The sequence below is a fragment of the Rhodanobacter sp. FW104-R8 genome (assembly GCF_001617365.1).
Taxonomy (GTDB): domain Bacteria; phylum Pseudomonadota; class Gammaproteobacteria; order Xanthomonadales; family Rhodanobacteraceae; genus Rhodanobacter.
The window spans coordinates 1-20,161 of the sequence record NZ_LVJR01000094.1 but is presented as its reverse complement, the minus strand read 5'-3'; the positions used below and the strand labels follow the sequence as shown (position 1 = coordinate 20,161).

Annotated in this window: 20 protein-coding genes; all 20 read right to left on the bottom strand. The window is 69.4% G+C overall.

The features are described from left to right. Nucleotides 1-531 precede the first annotated feature (531 nt). Nucleotides 532-1,278, bottom strand: coding sequence for a flagellar type III secretion system pore protein FliP (fliP, locus tag RHOFW104R8_RS12515; protein ID WP_068095212.1), 747 nt, complete (start codon nucleotides 1,276-1,278; stop codon nucleotides 532-534). Next, nucleotides 1,275-1,643 carry a flagellar biosynthetic protein FliO gene (gene fliO / locus RHOFW104R8_RS12510; protein ID WP_068095214.1) on the bottom strand — a complete coding sequence of 123 codons (369 nt, stop codon included), beginning with the start codon at nucleotides 1,641-1,643 and terminating at the stop codon, nucleotides 1,275-1,277. The genes fliP and fliO overlap by 4 nt, the downstream gene beginning before the upstream one ends. Before the next feature lie 137 nt (nucleotides 1,644-1,780). Further along, the gene (gene fliN / locus RHOFW104R8_RS12505; RefSeq protein ID WP_068095216.1) at nucleotides 1,781-2,128 is read right to left on the bottom strand and encodes a flagellar motor switch protein FliN; all 348 of its coding nucleotides are present in this window, start codon (nucleotides 2,126-2,128) and stop codon (nucleotides 1,781-1,783) included. Next, the gene (fliM, locus tag RHOFW104R8_RS12500; protein ID WP_068095217.1) at nucleotides 2,125-3,141 is read right to left on the bottom strand and encodes a flagellar motor switch protein FliM; all 1,017 of its coding nucleotides are present in this window, start codon (nucleotides 3,139-3,141) and stop codon (nucleotides 2,125-2,127) included. Before fliM ends, fliN begins: the two co-directional genes overlap by 4 nt. Nucleotides 3,142-3,155: 14 nt before the next feature. Further along, nucleotides 3,156-3,659, bottom strand: coding sequence for a flagellar basal body-associated protein FliL (gene fliL, locus RHOFW104R8_RS12495; protein ID WP_068095219.1), 504 nt, complete (start codon nucleotides 3,657-3,659; stop codon nucleotides 3,156-3,158). Nucleotides 3,660-3,941: 282 nt separating this feature from the next. Further along, the gene (locus RHOFW104R8_RS12490; RefSeq protein WP_153021721.1) at nucleotides 3,942-5,024 is read right to left on the bottom strand and encodes a flagellar hook-length control protein FliK; all 1,083 of its coding nucleotides are present in this window, start codon (nucleotides 5,022-5,024) and stop codon (nucleotides 3,942-3,944) included. Between the two features lie 64 nt (nucleotides 5,025-5,088). After that, the gene (gene fliJ / locus RHOFW104R8_RS12485; protein WP_068095224.1) at nucleotides 5,089-5,514 is read right to left on the bottom strand and encodes a flagellar export protein FliJ; all 426 of its coding nucleotides are present in this window, start codon (nucleotides 5,512-5,514) and stop codon (nucleotides 5,089-5,091) included. Beyond that, nucleotides 5,511-6,890 (bottom strand): flagellar protein export ATPase FliI, encoded by a 1,380-nt coding sequence (gene fliI, locus RHOFW104R8_RS12480; RefSeq protein ID WP_068095226.1) that lies wholly within the window; start codon nucleotides 6,888-6,890, stop codon nucleotides 5,511-5,513. The genes fliJ and fliI overlap by 4 nt, the downstream gene beginning before the upstream one ends. Then, nucleotides 6,887-7,516 (bottom strand): FliH/SctL family protein, encoded by a 630-nt coding sequence (locus RHOFW104R8_RS12475; RefSeq protein ID WP_068095228.1) that lies wholly within the window; start codon nucleotides 7,514-7,516, stop codon nucleotides 6,887-6,889. The genes fliI and RHOFW104R8_RS12475 overlap by 4 nt, the downstream gene beginning before the upstream one ends. Next, complete coding sequence (gene fliG, locus RHOFW104R8_RS12470; RefSeq protein ID WP_201028758.1) at nucleotides 7,516-8,505, bottom strand: flagellar motor switch protein FliG; 990 nt, start codon at nucleotides 8,503-8,505, stop codon at nucleotides 7,516-7,518. The genes RHOFW104R8_RS12475 and fliG overlap by 1 nt, the downstream gene beginning before the upstream one ends. A gap of 16 nt (nucleotides 8,506-8,521) precedes the next feature. Then, nucleotides 8,522-10,207, bottom strand: coding sequence for a flagellar basal-body MS-ring/collar protein FliF (gene fliF / locus RHOFW104R8_RS12465; RefSeq protein WP_068095232.1), 1,686 nt, complete (start codon nucleotides 10,205-10,207; stop codon nucleotides 8,522-8,524). A gap of 47 nt (nucleotides 10,208-10,254) precedes the next feature. Then, nucleotides 10,255-10,584, bottom strand: coding sequence for a flagellar hook-basal body complex protein FliE (fliE, locus tag RHOFW104R8_RS12460; RefSeq protein WP_068095234.1), 330 nt, complete (start codon nucleotides 10,582-10,584; stop codon nucleotides 10,255-10,257). A 126-nt stretch (nucleotides 10,585-10,710) separates the two neighbouring features. After that, nucleotides 10,711-12,135, bottom strand: coding sequence for a sigma 54-interacting transcriptional regulator (locus RHOFW104R8_RS12455; protein WP_082823618.1), 1,425 nt, complete (start codon nucleotides 12,133-12,135; stop codon nucleotides 10,711-10,713). Nucleotides 12,136-12,480: 345 nt separating this feature from the next. Further along, a complete protein-coding gene (locus RHOFW104R8_RS12450; protein ID WP_068095238.1) occupies nucleotides 12,481-13,035 on the bottom strand; it encodes a PilZ domain-containing protein in 555 nt (184 codons plus the stop codon). Between the two features lie 84 nt (nucleotides 13,036-13,119). Next, nucleotides 13,120-13,398, bottom strand: coding sequence for a hypothetical protein (locus RHOFW104R8_RS12445; protein ID WP_068095240.1), 279 nt, complete (start codon nucleotides 13,396-13,398; stop codon nucleotides 13,120-13,122). Continuing rightward, nucleotides 13,395-13,811 (bottom strand): flagellar export chaperone FliS, encoded by a 417-nt coding sequence (fliS, locus tag RHOFW104R8_RS12440; RefSeq protein ID WP_068095241.1) that lies wholly within the window; start codon nucleotides 13,809-13,811, stop codon nucleotides 13,395-13,397. Before fliS ends, RHOFW104R8_RS12445 begins: the two co-directional genes overlap by 4 nt. Nucleotides 13,812-13,833: 22 nt before the next feature. After that, a complete protein-coding gene (fliD, locus tag RHOFW104R8_RS12435) occupies nucleotides 13,834-15,231 on the bottom strand; it encodes a flagellar filament capping protein FliD (RefSeq protein WP_068095243.1) in 1,398 nt (465 codons plus the stop codon). 62 nt (nucleotides 15,232-15,293) lie between these two features. Further along, nucleotides 15,294-16,736 carry a flagellin gene (locus RHOFW104R8_RS12430; RefSeq protein ID WP_068095245.1) on the bottom strand — a complete coding sequence of 481 codons (1,443 nt, stop codon included), beginning with the start codon at nucleotides 16,734-16,736 and terminating at the stop codon, nucleotides 15,294-15,296. Nucleotides 16,737-16,859: 123 nt separating this feature from the next. Next, nucleotides 16,860-18,062, bottom strand: a complete 1,203-nt coding sequence (gene flgL / locus RHOFW104R8_RS12425; RefSeq protein ID WP_068095247.1) for a flagellar hook-associated protein FlgL — start codon at nucleotides 18,060-18,062, stop codon at nucleotides 16,860-16,862. Nucleotides 18,063-18,065: 3 nt separating this feature from the next. Further along, complete coding sequence (gene flgK / locus RHOFW104R8_RS12420) at nucleotides 18,066-19,940, bottom strand: flagellar hook-associated protein FlgK (RefSeq protein WP_068095249.1); 1,875 nt, start codon at nucleotides 19,938-19,940, stop codon at nucleotides 18,066-18,068. Between the last annotated feature and the right edge of the window lie 221 nt (nucleotides 19,941-20,161).

Below are 20,161 nucleotides of genomic sequence, written 5' to 3'. Positions count from 1 at the left end.
GCGCGGCCTGTCGACCCCGACTCACCGCCGCACAGGGGCCCCGGGTAGAGCAGCGGGCCATCGTGGCCCGCACTCGATGATGAAGCTGGGAAGCAAAAGCCACAGAGCAAAGTCCAGCGCTGCTGTTGCACTGCTGTTGATCTGGCTGTTGCTTTGGCTTTTCTGAAGAGTGCGGGCCACGATGGCCCGCTGCTCTACCTGGGGCCCCTCTGCAGCGGCGGGCGGGCGAAGGAAAGCCCGTAGGGTGGCCGGCATGGATGCCGGCCAGTTTTTCGCCAGCACAGGATGTGCTGTCGAAAAATCCCGTAGCCCGGCCGCGAACCTTGCGGGCAGGATGCCCGCAAGGCGCGCAAGCGGGGTGGCCTTTCTCTTGGGTTACTTTCTCTTTGGCCACGCAAAGAGAAAGTGACTCGGCTGCCGCAGGCAGACGAAAGCTCTTGCTCTGAAAGCTCTTCGCTCTGAATGCGGGGACGAGCGAGAGCATCGCCCGCGAGCGGGCTCCTACGAAGGCTGCGGCCAGCCGATGCGCGGTCACGTGTAGAAGCTCCCGGCCAGGGTCCCGAGCAGCAGCGTCCAGCCATCCACCAGCACGAACAGCATGATCTTGAACGGCAGCGAGATGATCATCGGCGAGACCATCATCATGCCCATCGACATCAGCACGCTGGCCACCACCAGGTCGATGATCAGGAACGGGATGAACAGCAGGAAGCCCATCTGGAACGCGGTCTTCAGCTCGCTGGTGAGGAACGCCGGCATCGCCACCTTGAACGGCACGTCGGCCTTGCCGGCGTAGGGTTTCTCCCGGGCCAGCCGGGTGAACAGCTGCAGGTCTGCCTCGCGGGTCTGGTCGAGCATGAAGCGCTTGAACGGCGCCGCGGCCGCCGGCAGCGCCTGCTCGGCGGCGAGCTGGCCATCCATGTACGGTTTCACGCCGTCGACCCAGGCGCGATTGAGCACCGGCGACATCACGAACAGGGTGAGGAACAGCGACAACCCCAGCAGCACCTGGTTCGGCGGCGTCGACTGCGTGCCCAGTGCCTGGCGCAGGAAACCGAGCACGATGACGATGCGGGTGAACGAGGTCATCATCAGCGCGATCGCCGGCAGCAGGGTCAGCGCCGTCATCAGCGCCAGCACCTGCAGCGACAGCGTCCAGTTCTGGCCGCCGCCGGGCGCGTTCTGCACGTTCACCAGCGGTATCCCCGGCGGTGCCGCCAACGTCGCCAGCGGCAGGGCCAGCAGCAGGACGGCGATGACCCAGCGCCACGACTTCATGAGCCGCGCTTCCAGCGCGCCAGCAACTCGCCGAACGCGGGCAGCGCCGGTGCGGTGGGCACGGTGGGTTCGGCGGGCGTGCCGTCGTAGACGTGCAGCGTGCGCATGCCGCCCGGCCCCATGCCGACCAGCAGGCGCTTGCCGTCGGCGTCGAGCAGCAGCAGCCGCTCGCGCGCACCCACCGCGAACGTCTCCACGCAGCGGATGCGCCGCCCGCCGGGCCGGCTGCGCACCTGCAGGCGCCGGCTCAGCCAGCCCGCGACGAAGATCAGCGCCACCACCGCGGCAAGGCTGAGCAGCACGCGCAGCAACTCGCCGCCCACGTTGATGTCGGCCGCCGGCAGCGCCACCGGCGCCAGCGCCATGCGTATCCCGTATGACTCGCCGCATCGGCGGCTTGCCCTGGGGGCCATCGGCTTCGCCGATGTTCGCTCCGGCATCCTGCCTGCGCGATCCGCATCCCGGCTCTCAACAGACGAAGGCCTGGTCATCACGGCCGTTGTCACCGCAACTTCCGCACGCGCTCGGCCGGGCTGATCACGTCGGTCAGGCGGATGCCGAACTTCTCGTTGATCACCACCACTTCGCCGTGCGCCACCAGGGTGCCGTTGACGAACACATCCAGCGGCTCGCCGGCGGCGCGGTCCAGCTCCACCACCGAACCCTGGTTCAGCTGCAGCAGGTTGCGGATGCTGATGCGGGTGCGGCCGACCTCCATGGCCAGGGTCACCGGCACGTCCAGGATCATGTCGAGGTTGACCTCGCCGCTGCCTGCGGCGGTGCCGTGCAGCGAATCGAACTCGACGCGCTCGCTGGCGTGGGCGGACGCGGCTTCAGTAGGCTGGTTCATGCGGGATTCTTCTCTCTGGAAAGGTCGCCGGCCGCGCGCCTTTCGCGCCGCCCGGCCTGGACATGGAAACGCACGGCGTTGCGGCCGCCGGACTGGCCGTAGCGGCCGCGGAACACCGGCACGTCTTCGGCGTAGACGGTGGCCAGTTCGGGCAACTGCACGGGGATCACGTCGCCCGGCCGCAGGTGCAGGAACTCGCCGAGGCTGAGCTGCACGTCGAGCAGCAGCGAGCTGAGGCCCACTTCCGCGTCGAGCACTTCCTCCTGCAGCATCTCCGCCCAGCGGTCGTCGCGGTCGGCGCGGTCGCTCTGCACGCCGGCGTCGAGCAGGTTGCGGATCGGCTCGACCATCGCGTACGGCAGGGTCAGGTGGATCTCGCCGCCGCCGCCGTCGAGCTCGACGTGGAAGCGCGACACCACCACCGTCTCGGTCGGGCTGACGATGTTGGCGAACTGCGGATTGATCTCCGAGCTCTGGTACTCGAACTGCAGCCCCAGCACCGGCGCCCACGCCTCGGCCATCGCGCCGAACAGCTCGCCCAGCATGATCTGGATCACGCGGTTCTCGGTGGCGGTGAAGTCGCGCCCCTCGATGCGGGCGTGGTAGCGGCCGTCGCCGCCGAAGAAGTTGTCGATCACGGTGAACACCAGGCGCGGCTCGAACACCACCAGCGCGGTGCCGCGCAGCGGCTTGATGCGTACCAGGTTGAGGTTGCTCGGCACCGCCAGGCCGTGCACGTACTCGGCGAACTTGACCATCTTCACGCCCAGCACCGAGACCTCGCAGGTCTTGCGCAGCACGCTGAAGACGCCGGTGCGGAAGAACCGCGCGAAGCGGTCGTTGACCATCTCCAGCGTGGGCAGGCGGCCGCGCACGATGCGGTCCTGCTGGGTGAAGTCGTAGGCGAGCACCGCATCGGGCGGCAACGGCTCGTCGCTGCCGGTGCTCACCGCGCCGCCGGCGACGCCGTCGAGCAGCGCGTCGATCTCGTCCTGGGAAAGCAGATCGCTCATGCGCGCGGCATCCGTTACTGCATCACGAAGCTGGTGAAATACAGCGCGTCGATGCCGGGCCGGCCGAGCCGCGCCCGGACGATCTTGCGCACCGCGTCCAGCGCCTGCTCCTGGAGCTTCTGGCGGCCGGCGGCGTCGCTGATGATCGAGTAGTCCTGGTTGCTGAACAGCGCCACCAGGGCATCGCGAAGCACCGGGTCGGCGGCCTTCGCCACGTTGATCGCCTCGGGATCGTGCGACATCAGGGTTACCCCCACCTGCAGGTAGCGCAGCGATCCGGCATCGCGGAAATTCACCACGAAGGCCGGATCCAGCGGCAGGTACAGCTCGGCCTTGCCGACGTCGGGAGCCTTCGCCCTGTCGTTCGCGGCATGCGTGCCCTGGCGCGCCTGCCAGGCGTAGCCGCCGACACCCAGCGCCAGCAGCAACGCCACGGCCACGCCAATCACCAGCGGCTTGCGGCTGTTGCGCTCCGCCGGCGCGTCGGCCACCGCTACGGCTTGTTCGTCGTCGATCATGAAAACCTCGGTCTGCCATGGTTTGGAATGCGCTCGGCGGGAGCGCCCACCAACAGAAGCAAACCACGTGCCATCCACGGGAAACGTTGTTCCAGCTGGATTTGACGGCATCGCACGCGAACGCGGCACGCCGCGCGGCGCTTTCTTGACGCCTGCCGGCGCATCGTCGCGACGCGATCGCGACGTGCCGGCCGGCGGTGCAGGCGCACTCCCGCCCCGGCGATTTCCGCGCGCGGAGAAAACCGCAAAGTGCGGATGCGATGAAGCGCGGATTCGCCCGCGTTACGCGAACGCGTCGAGCAGGCCGACCCGGCCGGGCGATGCCGCCGGGCCGATGCCGTGGACTTCGGCGATCTCGTCCGCCACGCCCGCGCCGGCATGGCCGGCGCGACGGCGGCCATCGCCGCGATCGCGCTGCCCCACCTCGGCGTGGCCCAGCGAGAGGCCGTGCCGGGCCAGCATCTGGTCCAGCTGCGGCAGGCCTTGCTGCACGGCCGCCACGGCCGCCGGATGCTGCGCGCTGAACACCACGTCCACGCGACCGTGCGTCACGCTGACATTGACGTCGAGCGAGCCCAGCTCCTCGGGATGCAGCCGGATCCGTGCCTGCTTGATGTCCTGCCCGCCCAGCCAGGCCACGTGCTGGCCGAGTTCCTGGCCGAACGCCGGGCCGCCCGGCGGCGACTGCAGCTGCAGCGCATGCGGAACCACCGGCGCGGCGGGCGGCGGTTGGCCCGGCAGCGCGATCGGCGTCACCGCGTCTTTCGACGGCTCCCGGCCGGTATCGACCACCGGCAACGGGCCGCGCCCGGACACCGCTGCCACGACGGCCGTCACGGGCAGCTCGACGGCAGCGGCAGCGTCGAGCCGCAGCGACGTGGCGGCGCCGGCGTCGGAGGCCACGCTCTTGCCGCCCGCCGGCACGACGTCGACGGCCCCGGTCACGGCGGGGCGCAGCACGCCGGCGACCGACGGGCCGAGCAGTGCGAGCATGGCGCCGGCCAGGGCCGATGCCGCCGGCTCGCCCGAAGCATCCTTCTCCGCCGGCGCTTTCGCTGCAGGCGCTGCGGCATCCGTCGCCACCGCCACGGCGCCCGATGCCGGTGCCGGCCGGGGCCCCGTCGCGGCCGGCGGATCGGCGGCGGGCGCAGCGGCGTCCGGCTGGCGCGGCGCTGGCGCCTGCTCGCGGCGCTCCGGCGCTTTCGACGAGGGATCTACACCCGCCGCATCGCGCTGCTGGCGCGCCGCGTGCAACTGGCGGTCGAATGGGCCCGGCGCCGCGGCATCTTCGCGGGGGCCGCCTGCGGCCGCGGTGCGCGGAGGTGTCGGTGCGGGCGGGCCGGGGGCGACGGCTGGCGTGGTCATGGCAAGGACTTCCCTTCACGTGGAAACGCGGCAGGTGCCGGCGATGGCTGCACGATCGGGCCGCTCATCGCAGCCGCCGGTGCTGCATGCGCTCGTCGACTTCGGCCTGCTCGTGCCGGGCCTCGGCCCGGCGCTCGTGCTCGCGGTGCTGGGCGACGACGCTGTCCAGCGCGCTTTCGCGGGCGTGCGCCTGCTGCCAGCGCTCCCGCATCTGCTCCAGCTGCCGGCTCTGGCGGCCGACTTCGGCGGTCTGCTGCGTGATCGCCTGGTCGATCCGCTCGACGAATTTCCGGCGGTTGAGCAGCGCCGCCACGCCCAGCGCAGCGTCGCCGGCGGCGGCATACTCGCCCCGGTAGCGCTGCAGTTCGCCAAGCTGCAGCTCGGCCCTGGCCAGTTGCTGCTGCTGCGCGGCCAGCTTCGCCAGCGCTTCCTCGCTGCGCTGCCTGGCCTGCTCCACCGCGGGTTCCAGCTGTTTCGTGCGCGAATTCATCCGGCCACCTGTTCGGCGAGGGCAGCGAGCTTGTCGATGGCTGTGTCGAGCGCCATCGGCTCGTCGACTTCCTGCTGCAGGAAGGCGCGCAGCTGCGGCCACATTTCGATCGCCTGGTCGACCTGCGGGTCGGAACCTTTCTGGTACGCGCCCACCGCGATCAGGTCGCGCTGCTGGCGATAGGCGGAATAGACCTGGCGGAAACGCTGCGCCGCGCGCAGGTGCTCGCGGCTCACCACCGCCGGCATCACGCGGCTGATCGACGCCTCGATGTCGATGGCCGGGTAGTGGCCGGCTTCGGCGAGGTCGCGCGACAGCACGATATGGCCGTCCAGGATCGCGCGCGCCGCATCGGCGATCGGATCGTGGCGGTAGTCGTCGCCCTCGGTCAGCACGGTGTAGAACGCGGTGATCGAACCGCGGCCGTCGGCGTCGTTGCCGGCGCGCTCGACCAGCGCCGGCATCATCGCGAACACCGACGGCGGGTAGCCCTTGGTCGCCGGCGGCTCGCCGATCGCCAGCGCGATCTCGCGCTGCGCCTGGGCGTAGCGGGTCAGCGAATCCATCAGCAGCAGCACGCGCTGGCCGCGGTCGCGGAACCACTCGGCGATCGCGGTGGCGTATTGCGCGCCGCGCAGGCGCTTCAGCGGCGGCGCGTCGGCCGGCGCGGCGACGATCACCGCGCGGCGCCGGCCTTCCTCGCCCAGCGTGTGCTCGACGAATTCCTTCACTTCGCGGCCGCGCTCGCCGATCAGCCCGACCACCACCACGTCGGCGTTGGTGTAGCGGGTCATCATGCCGAGCAGGGTGGACTTGCCCACGCCGGAACCGGCGAACAGGCCCAGCCGCTGGCCGCGGCCGACGGTGAGCAGCGCGTTGATCGCGCGCACGCCGACGTCCAGCGGCGCGTCGATCGGCTTGCGCGCCATCGGGTTGATCGGTTCGCGCTTGAGCGCGGCGTGCTCGTCCGAGTCCAGCGGGCCCAGCCCGTCCAGCGGTACGCCGTCGGCGCCGATCACCCGGCCCAGCAAGCCCATGCCGACCGGCAGGTCGCCACTGTGCGCGCACGGGCGAACCCGTGCATTGGGCAGCACGCCGTGCATGTCGCCTACCGGCATCAGCAGCAGGCGCTCGTCGGCAAAGCCGACCACTTCGGTCTCGAGCATTGCGCCGTCGGCCGTGTCGACCAGGCAGCGCGCGCCGAGCGCGGCCTCGCAGCCTTCCGCTTCCAGGGTCAGGCCGACCACGCGGCGCAGGCTGCCTTCCACCGTCAGCGGGCGCGCCGCAACGGCGCGCGCGGCGTATCGGGCAAACCGCCGCTGCCAGCGCGCGCGGCGCGCGCCGTCGGTGACATCGCGATCGGCGTCGGTACTCATGCGTCACCGCCGGTGGATTCGGCATCGTCGCCGAGCACGGCGTCGATCACCGCCGCCAGGCGGGTTTCCACCCGCGCGTCGAGGCGCGAGCGCTCGCTTTCGAGCCGGCAATCACCACGCGCCAGCGCGGGATCGGCGAGGAGCTGCCAATGGCTTTCGGCTGCTCCCAGCTCGCGCAGCAAGGCCAGGTCCTCCGGATGCACGTGCACCCGAAGCTCGCGGGTGGCCGCCGGCAGCGCGCCGGCCGCCTCGCGCACGGCGCGCGCGACCAGGTCGGGCGACAGCTGCAGTTCGCGCACGATCACCCGGCCGGCCACCACCGTGGCCAGCCGCGCCAGTTCCTGCCCGGCCTGTTCGTCGAGCGCCAGCAGCGGGCGCGCCGCCGCTTCGTACAATGCGTCGAGCTGGGCCATGCGCTGGCGCAACTGCAGCTGCGCCGCCTCCCGGCCTTCGGCGAGGCCGGCGGCATAGCCTTCCTCGCGCGCCTGCTGCTCGAGCGCCGCCAGTTCGCGCACGGTCGGTTGCGGCGACGCGTCGGCCGCCCTCGACGGCATCGGCCGGGTGCCCACGTTCGGCAGCTCCCAGCGCTGGAAATCCGCCACCGCGTTGTGGACCGCGGCCGCCATCAGACGTACTCATCCCCGCCGGAGCTCAGGCTGAGCTGGCCGGCATCGGCCAGCTTCCTGGCGGTGGCCAGCACCTCCTTCTGCGCGGCGTCGACCTCGCTCAGGCGCACCGGGCCCTTCACCTCCAGGTCGTCGCGCATCATGTCGGCGGCACGCTTGGACATGTTGGCGAAGATCCTCTCGCGCACTTCCGGTTCGGCGCCCTTGAGCGCGGTGACCAGGGTGCCCGACGGCACTTCGCGCAGCAGTTGCTGCATGCCGCGGTCGTCCAGCTCCGCCAGGTCGTCGAAGACGAACATCAGGTCCTCGATGCGCCCGCCGAGCGCCTCGTCGTGGCTGCGGATCGCCGTCATCAGTTCGGTTTCGCGGCTGGTTTCCATCGCGTTGAGGATGTCGGCGGCGGCCTTCAGCCCGCCGACGCTGGCTGACTTGAGTTTCTTGGTGTTGCCGGAGAACTGGCGCTCCATGATCTCGTCCAGTTCGTTCAGCGCGTGCGGCTGCACGCCGTCCAGCGTGGCGATGCGCATCACCGCGTCGGAGCGCACGCGCGGCGGCAGGTAGCCGATCACCTCGGCCGCCTGGTCGGGCTCCAGGTGCGCCAGCACCAGCGCGATGATCTGCGGATGCTCCTGGTTGATCATCTCGGCGATGGCGCGGCTCTCCATCCACTTCAGCGATTCGAGCCCCTTGCTGCTGCGGCCGAGCAGGATGCGGTCGATCAGGCCGCCGGCCTTGCTCTCGCCCAGCGCGTTGACCAGGATCTTGCGGATGTATTCCTCGGTGCCCACGCCCAGCGCGGTCTGCCGGCCCATGTCCTCGCCGAGCTTGTCCAGCACGTGTTCGACGTGTTCGCGCGACACGCTGGAGAGTGCCGCCATGGCGGTGCCCACCGCCTGCACGTCGCGGGCGCTGAGATGCTTGAGCACCTCGGCGGCGTCCTGCTCGCCGAGCGTCAGCAGCAGGATGGCCGCGCGCTGCGCGCCGCTGATGGTTGCGTCGGGACGGTTAATTGCCATCTTCGCTCACCCAGTTCCTCACCACTTGCGCCACCTGCTTGGAGTTTTCGCCGACCATCCGCCGCGCTTGGCCGATGCGCTGCTCGTAGGCGAGCGTCGGCACGGCGTCGAGCCGGGCCGGCTCGTCGTCCACGCGCACCGAGATCTTCGGCATCGGCGCCGGCAGCGCACGCGCCGTCGCCTCGCCGCGCAGCAGCCCCTTCAGCAGCGGGCGCAGCAGGCCGAACGCCACCAGCAGCGCGATCAGCACGCCTAGCCCCTGCTTGAACAGATCCATCGCGCCGGGCCGCTCCCACAGCGGCGTCGCCGGCAGGGCATCCGGCGCGGGATCGCGATGGAATGCCTGGTTGACCACGCTGACGCTGTCGCCACGCGCGGCGTTGAAGCCCACCGCGTTCTTGGTCAGCTCGGTAAGGCGCTGCAGTTCCTGCGCGCTGAACGGCACGCTCTTGGCCTCCGTGGCCGCGCCGCTGACCGGATCGGCGGCGGGAGCGACCAGCTTGTCGTCCAGCACCACCGCCACGGTGAGGCGGGCCAGCCGGCCGGCCGGGTCGCTGACATGGCTGATGGTGCGGTCGAGTTCGTAGTTGCGGGTGGCGCTGCTGGAGTTCTCGCCGGTACCGCCGGCCGCCGTCGCCGTTGCGCCGGCGCTGCCGGGCTTGCCGGCCTCCGGCCTGGCCGCGGTCGGTTGCGCCACCAGGGTCGGCGGCTGGTTGCTGAGCGCGCCGGGCACGCCGCCCGCCGCAGCGGTGCCGCCGCCGCGGTGCTCGCTGCTGGTCTGCTCGCTGCGCAGGGCCGGGTGATCGTGGCCGAAGGTTTCGGTGGCCTTCTCGCTCTGGCTGAAATCCAGGTCCGCGTAGACCTGCGCGCGCACGCGGCCGGGGCCGACCAGCGGCGTCAGCAGCTCCTCGATGCGCTGGGCATAGGTGTTCTCGATGCGCGTGGTCATGCGCAGGCGGTTGTCGCCTACCGCGCCCGGACTGTCCGGGTCGCTGGTCAGCAACTGTCCCTGCTGGTCGATCACCGAAACCTGGCGCGGGTCCAGTTCCGGCACGCTGGCCGCGACCAGGTGCACGATCGCCGCCACCTGGCCGGCGTCGAGCTGGCGCCCCGGATACAGCGTGACCAGTACCGATGCGCTGGCCTCGCGGCTGTCGCGGACGAAGGCCGACGGTTTCGGCAGCGCCAGGTGCACGCGCGCGGCGCGTACCGACTGCAAGCCGCTGATGGTGGTGCCGAGATCGGTCTCCAGCAGCTGCTGGTAACGGGTGCGCTCGGCCAGGTCGCTCATGCCGAACGGCGAATCGGCGGCCGGCAGCGCGCTGCTGGCGGCGCTCCCCTGCGGCAGTCCCTTCGCGGCCAGCCTGAGCCGCAGCGCGGCCAGGTCGGCCGTCGGCGCCATGATCGACGAACCGTCGTTGCCGAGCTGGTAAGGCGTGTTGCTCGCCTGCAGTTCCTGCGTGATCGCCGCGGCGTCTTTCTGCTCCAGCCCAGCGTACAGCAGGCCGTAGCTCGGTCCGCGCGACCACAGCACCACCGCCACGCCCAGCGCCACCGCCGCGGCCACCGCCACCAGCAGCATGAACTGGCGCGTCGCCGGATTGCTGGCGATCTGCTTGAGGGGATCCAGGCGCGTACCGTTGTTTGCGGTCGTCGCGATGGCGTTGTCTGCCATGCTGCTGCTCGTCGGCTAGGGCGGAGTCGAAGGTCGGCGCGGGCGCGTCAGACCGGCATGTTCATAATGTCCTTGTACGCATCGACCAGCTTGTTGCGCACCTCGACCATCGTGCGCAGCGAGAGGTCGGCCTTCTGCACCGCGATCATGGTGCGCCCGAGATCGGCGCCGGGGTCGCCGCGCTCGAAGCTTGCGGCCATGTTGCCCGCCTCCGTCTGGCTGCGGCCCACCGCGGAGATCGATTGCCTGAGCAGCGCGGAGAAGTCGGCCGGCCCGGCGCCGGCCGGCGCCGCCTTGACGGCGGTTTCCGGCAGGCGCACCTGCGCCGTCATCTGGCGCATCTGGGCAAGCAGGTTGTTGACGTCGATTGTGCTCATGTCGCTGGTTGCCTCGTGACGGAATCCCGGCGCGTGACGGGTTTGCAGGTGGTAAATGCACGAGCCGTGCCATGGCGATGCGAATGGCGATGTCGTGCTTCGCCGATCCGCGCCTCCGGCCCCGGCCTACGCCGCCAGGCTGTTCTGCAGGCCGTACTTGCGCAGCTTCTCCACCAGGGTGGTGCGCTGCATGTGCAGCAGGCGCGCGGCGTGCGCCACCACGCCGCCGGCGGCGTCGAGAGCCTGGCGGATCAGCCTCACCTCGATGTCGGCCAGGTGATCCTTCAGGTCGAGGCCGTCCTCGGGCAGCAGGCGCAGCGCTTCGTCCGCCGGATGCACGCCGCCTTCGCCCGGCTGCGGCTCGTCCTCCATCAGCGCCAGCAGGGCCGCGCCGCGCACTTCGTCGCCCGACTGCCGGCAGCGGTATTTTTCCGGCAGTTCGCTGCTGCGCACCTCGCCGTGCGGGAACAGGATCGCCATCCGCTCGACCAGGTTGGAAAGCTCGCGGACGTTGCCCGGCCACGCATGCGCACGCAGCGCCTGCATCGCGCCGGCACTGAAGCGCACCACGCCAAGGCCGCGGCGGGCCAGCCGCTGGTTGAACTCGTCGATCAGGGTCGGCAGATCCTCCAGCCGCTCGCGCAGTGCCGGAAGCTCCAGCGGGAACACGCTGAGGCGATAGAACAGGTCCTCGCGGAACTGGCCGTTGGCGATCGACTGTTCCAGGTTGCGGTGCGTGGCGGCGATGATGCGCACGTCACAGCGCTGGGTCCTGGTGCCGCCGATCCGCTCGTACGCGCGCTCCTGCAGCACGCGCAGCAGCTTCACCTGCATCGGCAGGCTCATGTCGCCGATCTCGTCGAGGAACAGGGTGCCGCCCTCGGCCATCTCGAAGCGGCCCTTGCGGGCGCTGATCGCCCCGGTGAAGGAGCCCTTCTCGTGGCCGAACAATTCGCTTTCCAGCAATTCGGCAGGGATCGCTCCGCAGTTGATCGCCACGAACGGCTTGTCGTGGCGCGGCGATTGCTCGTGGATCGCGCGCGCCACCATCTCCTTGCCGGTGCCCGATTCGCCCAGCACCAGCACGCTCGAATCGAACGGCGCGACCTGGCGGACCAGGGCGTTGACGCGGACCATCGGCATCGAATTGCCGACGAAGCGCAGGGCGCCGGACTGCCCGCCAAGCAGGCGCGCATAGAGGTTGCGCATCGCCTCGGCCATCTTCTCGTAGCGCAGCGGGAATGCCAGGGTGGCGATTCGCGCGGCAAACGACGATGCCGGGGCACTGAACCGCTCGAGCCAGGGCGAGTCGCTGGCCAGCAGCACCGGGACGTGGGCCGCCGCACCGCCGAGCAGGGCGAACTGGCGTTCGGCCTCGGCCTTGTCGTCGACGCTGCCGACATACACGGCGCGCCAGGCATGGGTGGACTCGTCGACGCCGTCGCAGCTGGCACCGTGTTGCGGCCGATAACCCAGGAAGTGAAGTGCCGAGAGCACGGAGCTTACCCGTGCCTGGTCGGACTCGATGACCAGGAAGTCGAATTTTTGCACTGCAGTTTCTCCTTGCCGCACATTTGGCAGTCCCATGCTTCCGGCGGGACTGCCTTTTCATCGGTGCCGACTTTCCGTCGCCGGCCTGATGAACCATGAGCAATAAGGAGGCCAGTTTCGCGAACTGGCGCGGCAACAAAACGTCACATGTCGGCAAAACGCGATGCCCGACCCGCTTCCACATACGCGAGGGTCAGGCGTAACTTCATGAAACGAAAAATATTTATGTGGAAACGTTTACGTGACGTGACTCGCGCAAGAGATGTGACGGGCATCATGGCCGGTGCAAATCGGGTTTCGTATTTGCGAACCGCATCACATTCGACACGCCGGCCGTGCCACGTTTCATCCGGCCAGTTGGCGGGCCTCTGCCACTTTGCGTCGATGATGGCGAAATACCAACCGCTCAATTGCGTCACCCAGCATGTCGCCCTGCGGTGCAAACGCCACGAAGATTCGACCATCGTCGAGTTGACGTTCCGCACGCGCCGCCAACTCGAGCGGCAGGCTGCGGCATGCGTCGAAGCGCAGCCGCAGCAGCAACGCACCGCCCGGCGGCACCAGCGCGGCCGGCAACAGCGCGCCGGCCGCATTGAAGCGCAGCGACTGGCGCGACGGTAGCGCGCCGGTGGGCGCCAGCAGGTGATTGACGATATCCACCAGCGCGGTCAGCTTGGCGTCCAGCCGCAGCATTTCCTGCATCAGCGGGTTGTCGTCCTCGCCGAGGTCGGCACGACGCTCTTCCAGCGCGGCGATCGCCGCTAGCGTGTTCGCGTTGCGCTCGGCCAGGCGCATCAGCAGCTCCTGCGACGGCGGCCAGGCGAGCGGTTCGCTGTCGGCATGCAGGCTTTCCTCGCTGCTCACCCGTTGGTCGAAATCGTCCCAGCTGCTGGTGGTCATGGTGTGGCTCCGCGGCGCGACGGGGTGCCGAAAGCCGCCACGCCGGCGGCCTTGCGGGAGTCGGGCATCAGCAGCCGGTGCCCGTCACGGCTGCCTGTAGGCGGCGATCGCACGGGCACGGTCGGCTTCGCGTTGCCACTGCTCGGCCGCCGAGTCCCGCGCGCGGCCCACCAGCGCCTGCAGCTGGCGATCGTACGCCAGAATCTCGCCCAGCCGGGCACGGTTCGCCGGATCCGGCTCGTGTTCGCGCAACAGCAACGGAGCACGCTCCGCTTCCAGCTCGATCAGCCGGGTCCACTCCTGTGCACCCGCGGCGGCCAGCATGCTGCGGGTCAGTTGCAGGGCGCGCTCCAGCAGGCTCATGGCTGCGTCGGCACGCCTGCCGCGGCTTGTACGGACGGGCCGATCTGCACCCAGCTGTCGCGGATCGGCTGCAGCAGGTTGCTGACCTCGTCGATCAGGCTGGCGTCGTCGCGCAGGTTGGCCTGCAGCAGGCGGCGGCTCATGTAGTCGTAGAGCGAATCCAGCCGGCCGACCAGGGCCGGGTCCGCCTTGGGGTCGAGGCTGCCGCGCAGGCCGCCGATGATCTCGATGCAACGCGAAATCGCCTCGCCCTTTGCCGCGACCTCGCCGCGCAGCATGTGCGCGCGGGCCTTCACCATGCGCTCCAGCGCACCGTCCATCAGCAGCGTGATCAGCCCGTGCGGATCGGCCGACTCCACCCCGCCGTGCGAGCGGACTTGCTGATAGGCGCCTGCGCCGTAGCCGAATCCCATGTGCGTGTCTCCTGTTTGCTGATTACTTCTTGTTCGCCGCGGTGAGCGCGTCGAACTGCTGCTGCAGGTAGGTGCTGGTGCTGTTGAGCTTGGACATCAACGTGTCGAGCGCGGTGAATTGCGCCTTGTAGAGCGCGGTGAGGCTGTCCATGCGACTGTTCAGCGCGGTCTGCTGGTTGGCCAGGTCGCTCAGCTGCTGGCCGATGCTGCTGGTGCGGCTGGCCAGCACGCCCTGGCTGCCGACCCAACTGGTCAGCGGAGCATTGAGCTTCGCCGCGAAGCCGTTGGTGCCACCGAACAGGGCACCCACCTGCTTGCCGCCGTCGCCGAGCGCGGTCGCCAGCTTGCCGCTGTCCAACTTCAGCGTGCCGTCCACCTGCAGCGAGATGCCGATCGAGGACAGCGAGGCGCCGTTGGCGGTGCCGCCGATGATGCTCGACAAGGTGTTGTTGATGCTGTTGAGCGTGGCGTCGCCGAGCAGTGCGCCGGCGGTGCCGCTGGTGGCGTCGTACCTGGTCAGGTTCTGGTAGATCCCGACGAAGCCGTTGTAGGTGTTGACCAGGTTGGTCAGCGCACTGGTGGCCTTGCTGGTGTCGCTGGTCACGCTCAGCGTGCTGCTGCCGGCCTTGACCAGGTTCAGGGTGAGGCCGTCGATCGCGCTGCTGACGGTATTGCCGGCGCTGCTGGCGGCCAGGCCGTCGATGCTGTACTTCGCATCTGCGGCGGCGGTGACCACGCTCAGCCCGTTGCCGCTGGAGGCCGCCGGATCGTATTTCAGCGCCGCCAGCTTGCCGTCGCCGCCGCTGCTGCTTACCGAGAAACCGTTCGCCGCGCCGGTGCGGGTACCGCTCAGCACCAGGTGCGCGCCGTCGGTGCCGGTGACGATGGTGGCGCTCACGCCGGGGTTGGTACTGGCGCCGTTGATCGCATCGCGGATCGCCGCCAGCGAGTTGTTGGTGCTGTCGAGGGTGAGGCTCATCGACTGGCTGCCTACCGCGATGGTCAGCGTGCCGGTACCGACCGCAGCGCTGCTGCTGGCGAATGCACCCGACGAAGCCTTCAGCGCGCTGGCCAGCTGCGTCACGACGATATTGTAGCTGCCGTTGACGGGAGTGCCGGTGGCGCTGGCGCCGAGTACGGTGGTGTCGCTGCTGCTTACCGCGCGGGCGGTGAAGGCGCTGCCGTCGGTGAGCGGGGCCATCGCCGACTGCAACGCGGAAAGCGCAGCGCTGACCTGGCCCAGCGCCGAAAGCTGGGTGTTCGCCGTGTTGGTCTGGCTGGTGATCTGGTTCTGCTGCGGCGCCTTCTTCGCGGCGACCAGCTGGCTGACCAGATTGGCCACGTCGAGCCCGGAACCCACGCCCAGTGACGTCAGCAGGCCCGTGGTCGGGGTGCTGGTGGAGCCGACGGTGATCGCCATAAGCGGGGTCCCTCAAAATGGATGGAGCGGCCGCGATGTGCCGCGGCCGCTCCGGTGGCAAGTTACTGCAGCAGCTTGAGCACGCTCTGGGTGGAGGCGTTGGCCTGCGCCAGCACCGAGACGCCGGCCTGCTGCAGGATGTTCGCGCTGGACATGTTCGCGGTCTCCGCGGCGAAGTCGGCATCCTGGATCTGGCTGCGCGAGGCAGACAGGTTCTGCGAGATGGTCTGCAGGTTGGCGATGGTGGACTGGAAGCGGTTCTGCACCGCGCCCAGGTCGCTGCGCATCGAGCTGACCGTGTTCAGCGCGGCGTCGATGCGGCTGATGGTGTCGTTGGCGCTGGACACCGTCTTCACGTCGCTGGTGGACAGGCTGCCGCCGGTGGCGATCGCGGTGGCGCCCGCGCCGGTGAAGCCCAGGTTGCCCGCGCCCGCGCCGGACTTGGTGCCGTTCACGGTCAGCGCCGACTGCGAGTTCAGGTGCACCATGTGGCTTGTGCTGTCGTAGTAGGCCGAGACGCCGGCGACGCCCTTGGCGTTGATCGCATCGACCAGGTTCTGCGCGCTGGTGTAGGTGCCGTTCATGTCGACGGCGGTGCCGCCGCTTGCCGACTGGATCGTCAGGTCGCCGGTGGCCAGCGTGAGGATGCCGGTGGAGGCCGGCGTCTGCGCGGCCACGCTGGTGGTGCTGAAATAGGTCGCCTGCTTGGTACCGCCGATCGCCACCGCCGTCGCGTTGGTGTTGCTGATGGTGATCTGGTTGCTGGTGGAGTTGAAGGTCGCGGTGACGCCGGCGCCGCCGGCCGTCTGGATCGCGGCGGCAAACTGGGCGCCCGTATAGGTGCCCGCGGCCACGGCGGTGCCGCCGATGGTCAAGTCGCCCGCAACGATGGTGGTCGACGCGCCCACGACCAGGCTGGTCGCCGTGCCCGGCGTCGCCGCGCTGGCGGTAAACATGGCGCTCAGGTCGACGCTTTGCGTATTGGCCATCTGGCCGACCTGCTTGGCGCCCGCGCCCTGGCTCAGGTTGACCGAGATCGTCTCGCCGACGTTGGCGCCGATCTGGAACGCGGCGCTGCCGAAGGTGCCGTCGAGCACGTGGCGGCCGTTGAACGTGGTCTGCTGCGAGATGCGGGTGATTTCCGAAAGGCGCTGTTGCACTTCGGCATCAAGTGCGGCGCGATCGCTGTCGGAGTTGGTGGCGTTGGCCGACTGCACCGCCAGCGTACGGATACGCTGCATGTTGTTGGTCACCTCGTTCAGCGCCGACTCGGTGGTCTGTGCCAGCGAGATGCCGTCGTTCGCGTTCGACACGGCCTGGTTCAAGCCGTTGATCTGGGTGGTGAAGCGGGTCGAGATGGCGAGGCCCGCGGCATCGTCCTTCGCGCTGTTGATGCGCATGCCCGAGGACAGTCGCATGATCGCGGTGGCGAGTTTGCTCTGCGACTTGGCCAGGTTCTGCTGGGCGTTCAGCGAGCTGATGTTGGTGTTGACGCTCATGACCATGGGAGTATCTCCAGATGGGGTCGTAGGTGCCGGTATTCGGCGGTGGTTGCCAGCGGGGATTCCGATGGGAACACCGCCGCCTCAATCACTGTTTCGACCCCCACCATGGAAACTTGAGAGATGTCAACGCAAATAATCGAACAACTTTGAGCCCTGGATCCTCGTGAACGTCTGCTGTGCCGCCTGCAGCGCCGTGGTCCGCGCGGTGAGCTGGCTGATCGCGTCGTAGTAGTTCAGGTCCTGCACGCCGGACAGCGCGCTCTTGTACTGCAGCGTCAAGTCGTCGTTGAGCCCGCTCTGCTGGTCGAGCGCGTTCATGCGCGCCCCGACCATGCCACGGGTGCGCGTGATGTTGTCGATCGCCTGGTCGAGATTGGCGAACTGCGTGTTGATGCTGTTCTGCATGTCCGCGCCGCCGCCGTTGGGCTGGCGCAACGTGGTGATGATCTTGTCCAGCGTGGTGAACACGTCCTGCCTGGCGGAGGCGCCCAGCGCGAAGCTGTCGCCCGCATTGGGCTTACCGCTGAACGCTACCTGCGCACCGCGAAAGTTGATGCTGCCGCCGATGGTGGCGTCGTAGCTGCCGCTGTCCAGCACCGTGCCGGCGCCATCACGCACTTCATACGCATTGGCTGCGGTGAACACGATGCGGTAGCTGCCGCCGCCCCACGCCGAGGGATTCGCGTTGGGGTTGCTGACGCTGCTGGCGCCGGCCACCGCGCCGCCCGTGTTGGCTGCAGCGGCACTGACCGCGAACGTGCCGTTGCCGGTGGGGATGTCGGCGAACACCGTGCTGCCCGGATCGCCGGTGGCCACCTGCAGGCCGGGGCCGGCAGCGACCATGCGCTGGCCGTCGTCGCCCACGTAACTGACGCCGTTCTGCGAGGCGAACGGCGCCGTGCCCGTGCGGTTGCCGGCGAAGATGTAGTCGCCCTGGCCATCCTTGCTGTTCGCCTGGCCGAGCAGTTGCTGGCGCAGTTGCACCATCTCGGCGGCGATGTCGCCGCGGGTGCCGTCGGTCTGCGTACCGTTGGCCGCCTGCAGCAGCAAGGTGCGCACGCGGCCCAGCACGCCGCTGACATTGGCCAGGCTCTGGTCCTCCAGCCCCAGCCGCGCGTTGGCGGTGCCGATGTTGCGCTGGTACTGCGCGGTGTCGGCGGTGAGATGGCTGAAGTCCAGCGCGCGCGCCGCGCCCACCGGATCATCGGACGGCTGGTTGATGCGCTTGCCGGTGCTCAGCTGCATATTGAGGTTGGACAGGTCGCCCTGGCGGTCGATCATGCTGCCGACGGACTGCTGCTGCATCCAGCTGGTGGAGACGCGCATGGCTTACCCTCGCACGGCGCCGAGCAGTGCGCCGAAAATGGTGTTGGCGGTGCTGATGACCTGGGCCGAGGCCTGGTAGGCCTGCTGGTAGCGCAGCAGGTTGGCGGCTTCCTCGTCCAGGTTCACGCCGGAGACGCTCTGCTGCGAGCTCATCGCGTGGCTGTACACCGCAGTCTGCGTGGTCAGCTCGTCGTTGGCCAGCGCACCGGCGCTGCCGACCTGGCTCACCAGCTGGCCGTAGGCGCGGCCGGCGCTGGTGACGCCGCCGTCCAGCACACCGAGGTTGGCCACCTTGCCCAGCATCAGCGCATTGCTGTTGTCACCCTGTGCATTGCTGTTGGCCTGTATGCCGAAGCTGTCGCCGGCCTGCGGCGTGCCGCCGAGCTGCACGCTCCAGCCGTTGTGGACGATCGGCTGGCCCGGCGTGAACGCTTGTGCCGCACCGCCGTCGATGCTGTAGCTTGTCGGCGAGCTGAACACGATGGAGCTGTTGTTGAACAGGGCCGGGTTGCTGCCGTCGCTGATGCTGACGGCGGGTGTCGCCGTGCCGGTATTGCCGGCGACGGCGGTGATCTTCAGCGGCGCCGCGGCGGCGATCCGGCCGGGATCGTCGATCGTCACCGAAAAGCCGGCGGCGGCATCGCGGCTGGGCTGCACGCGGAAGCTGTCGCCGGCGCTGGCGCTGCCGCCCACCACCAGGCTCAACCCGGCGGCCTTGAAGGGATCGGCGCTGGTGCCGCTGCCGCTCAGCGCGACGCTGGTGCCGCTGGCGTCGCGCATGCTCCAGTTGCTGCCGTTGTAGCTCAGCACGTAATCCTTGCCGGTCAGCTTGCCGATATCGCTGATGCCGGCAACCAGCGTGCCGCTGCCGCTGTTGCTGCTGGCCGCCTGCACGCTCGGTCCGGCGACGCCGAAGAACGTGCCGCCGATCCTGCCCTGCAGGTCCGCTCCCTGCATGTGCTGGGCGTTGAACGCGCTGGCCAGGGCCTGCGCGGTGCGGCCCAGCTGGCTCTGTGCGGGATCGAGCACGTTGCCGCGGAAATCCAGCAGCGCGCCCAGGGTGCCGCCGCCGATGCGGCCGCTCAGCACGGCGCCGGAGGCCGCGCCCACCACTTCCTTGCGGGTGGCGTCGTAGACGTTCGGCGCGGTGCCCAGCGCATGCGCCTCGGTACCGGTGACCAGGGCCTGGCCGTTGCCCACGAAGATGCTGATGGTGTTGTCGCTCTGCGGTACCACGCTGACGCCGACCTCGCCCGCCAGCTTGTTCACCAGCGCGTCGCGCTGGTCGAGCAGGTCGCCCGGCGGCGAGCCGTCGGTAGCCGCCGAGGAACGGATCAGGCCGTTCAGCCTGGCAATCGACTGGCTGTCGCTGTTGATCGAATCGACGGTGTCGCCGATCTGCTGCTGTATCTGGCCGGAAAGCTGGCTGAACTGCCCGGACAACGCCCGGAAGGTGCTCGCCAGGCCGCCGGCGCGGGCCAGCAGTACCTGGCGCGAGGCGATATCCGACGGTGCGTTGGCCATGTCCTGCACCGCGCCGAAGAAGCTGTCCAGCGAGGTCTGCAGGTTGCTGCTGCCGGACAGCTGGTTGTTGATCTGGCCGGTGAGGCTGGCCATGGTGCCGGCGCGCCCCTTGCCGGAGCTGGCCGACCACAGCGAGCTGTTGAGGAACTGGCTGTAGGCGCGCTGCACCGCCACGGTGTTGACGCCGGTGCCGACGTAGTAGCCGCTCTGCCCTTCCGGCAGCCGGGTGCCGTACGACACCAGCTGGCGGCTGTAGCCGTCGGTATTCACGTTGGCCACGTTGTGGCTCACCGTGCTCAGCCCGATCTGCGCGGCCAGCAGCCCGGATACGCCGGTCGATAGCATGTCAGCCATGGTGGGAAATCCTCGACAACGTGATGACGGTAGCGGCCGGTTGGGCGCGGGCTTGAGGAGTGAGTGGAGAGGAGTGAGGAGTGAGAGAAAGGCGCGGCGTCGGCGCGACACGGCTTCTCGCTGTGCGTTCGCGTAGCGAACGCCATGAGTGCGGGCCACGATGGCCCGCTGCTCTACCCGGGGCCCCTGTGCGGCGGTGAGTCGGGGTCGACAGGCCGCGC

Coding starts and splice junctions, on each gene's coding strand:
- fliS (WP_068095241.1), bottom strand. CDS start 13,811: ATGGGATTCGGCTACGGCGCAGGCGCCTATCAGCAAGTCCGCTCGCAC.
- fliJ (WP_068095224.1), bottom strand. CDS start 5,514: ATGAATTCGCGCACGAAACAGCTGGAACCCGCGGTGGAGCAGGCCAGG.
- RHOFW104R8_RS12430 (WP_068095245.1), bottom strand. CDS start 16,736: ATGGTCATGAGCGTCAACACCAACATCAGCTCGCTGAACGCCCAGCAG.
- flgL (WP_068095247.1), bottom strand. CDS start 18,062: ATGCGCGTCTCCACCAGCTGGATGCAGCAGCAGTCCGTCGGCAGCATG.
- RHOFW104R8_RS12490 (WP_153021721.1), bottom strand. CDS start 5,024: ATGACCACGCCAGCCGTCGCCCCCGGCCCGCCCGCACCGACACCTCCG.
- fliN (WP_068095216.1), bottom strand. CDS start 2,128: ATGAACCAGCCTACTGAAGCCGCGTCCGCCCACGCCAGCGAGCGCGTC.
- RHOFW104R8_RS12475 (WP_068095228.1), bottom strand. CDS start 7,516: ATGGCGGCCGCGGTCCACAACGCGGTGGCGGATTTCCAGCGCTGGGAG.
- fliP (WP_068095212.1), bottom strand. CDS start 1,278: ATGAAGTCGTGGCGCTGGGTCATCGCCGTCCTGCTGCTGGCCCTGCCG.
- RHOFW104R8_RS12450 (WP_068095238.1), bottom strand. CDS start 13,035: ATGACCACCAGCAGCTGGGACGATTTCGACCAACGGGTGAGCAGCGAG.
- fliF (WP_068095232.1), bottom strand. CDS start 10,207: ATGGCAGACAACGCCATCGCGACGACCGCAAACAACGGTACGCGCCTG.
- fliI (WP_068095226.1), bottom strand. CDS start 6,890: ATGAGTACCGACGCCGATCGCGATGTCACCGACGGCGCGCGCCGCGCG.
- RHOFW104R8_RS12445 (WP_068095240.1), bottom strand. CDS start 13,398: ATGAGCCTGCTGGAGCGCGCCCTGCAACTGACCCGCAGCATGCTGGCC.
- fliD (WP_068095243.1), bottom strand. CDS start 15,231: ATGGCGATCACCGTCGGCTCCACCAGCACCCCGACCACGGGCCTGCTG.
- fliL (WP_068095219.1), bottom strand. CDS start 3,659: ATGATCGACGACGAACAAGCCGTAGCGGTGGCCGACGCGCCGGCGGAG.
- fliE (WP_068095234.1), bottom strand. CDS start 10,584: ATGAGCACAATCGACGTCAACAACCTGCTTGCCCAGATGCGCCAGATG.
- fliO (WP_068095214.1), bottom strand. CDS start 1,643: ATGGCGCTGGCGCCGGTGGCGCTGCCGGCGGCCGACATCAACGTGGGC.
- fliM (WP_068095217.1), bottom strand. CDS start 3,141: ATGAGCGATCTGCTTTCCCAGGACGAGATCGACGCGCTGCTCGACGGC.
- flgK (WP_068095249.1), bottom strand. CDS start 19,940: ATGGCTGACATGCTATCGACCGGCGTATCCGGGCTGCTGGCCGCGCAG.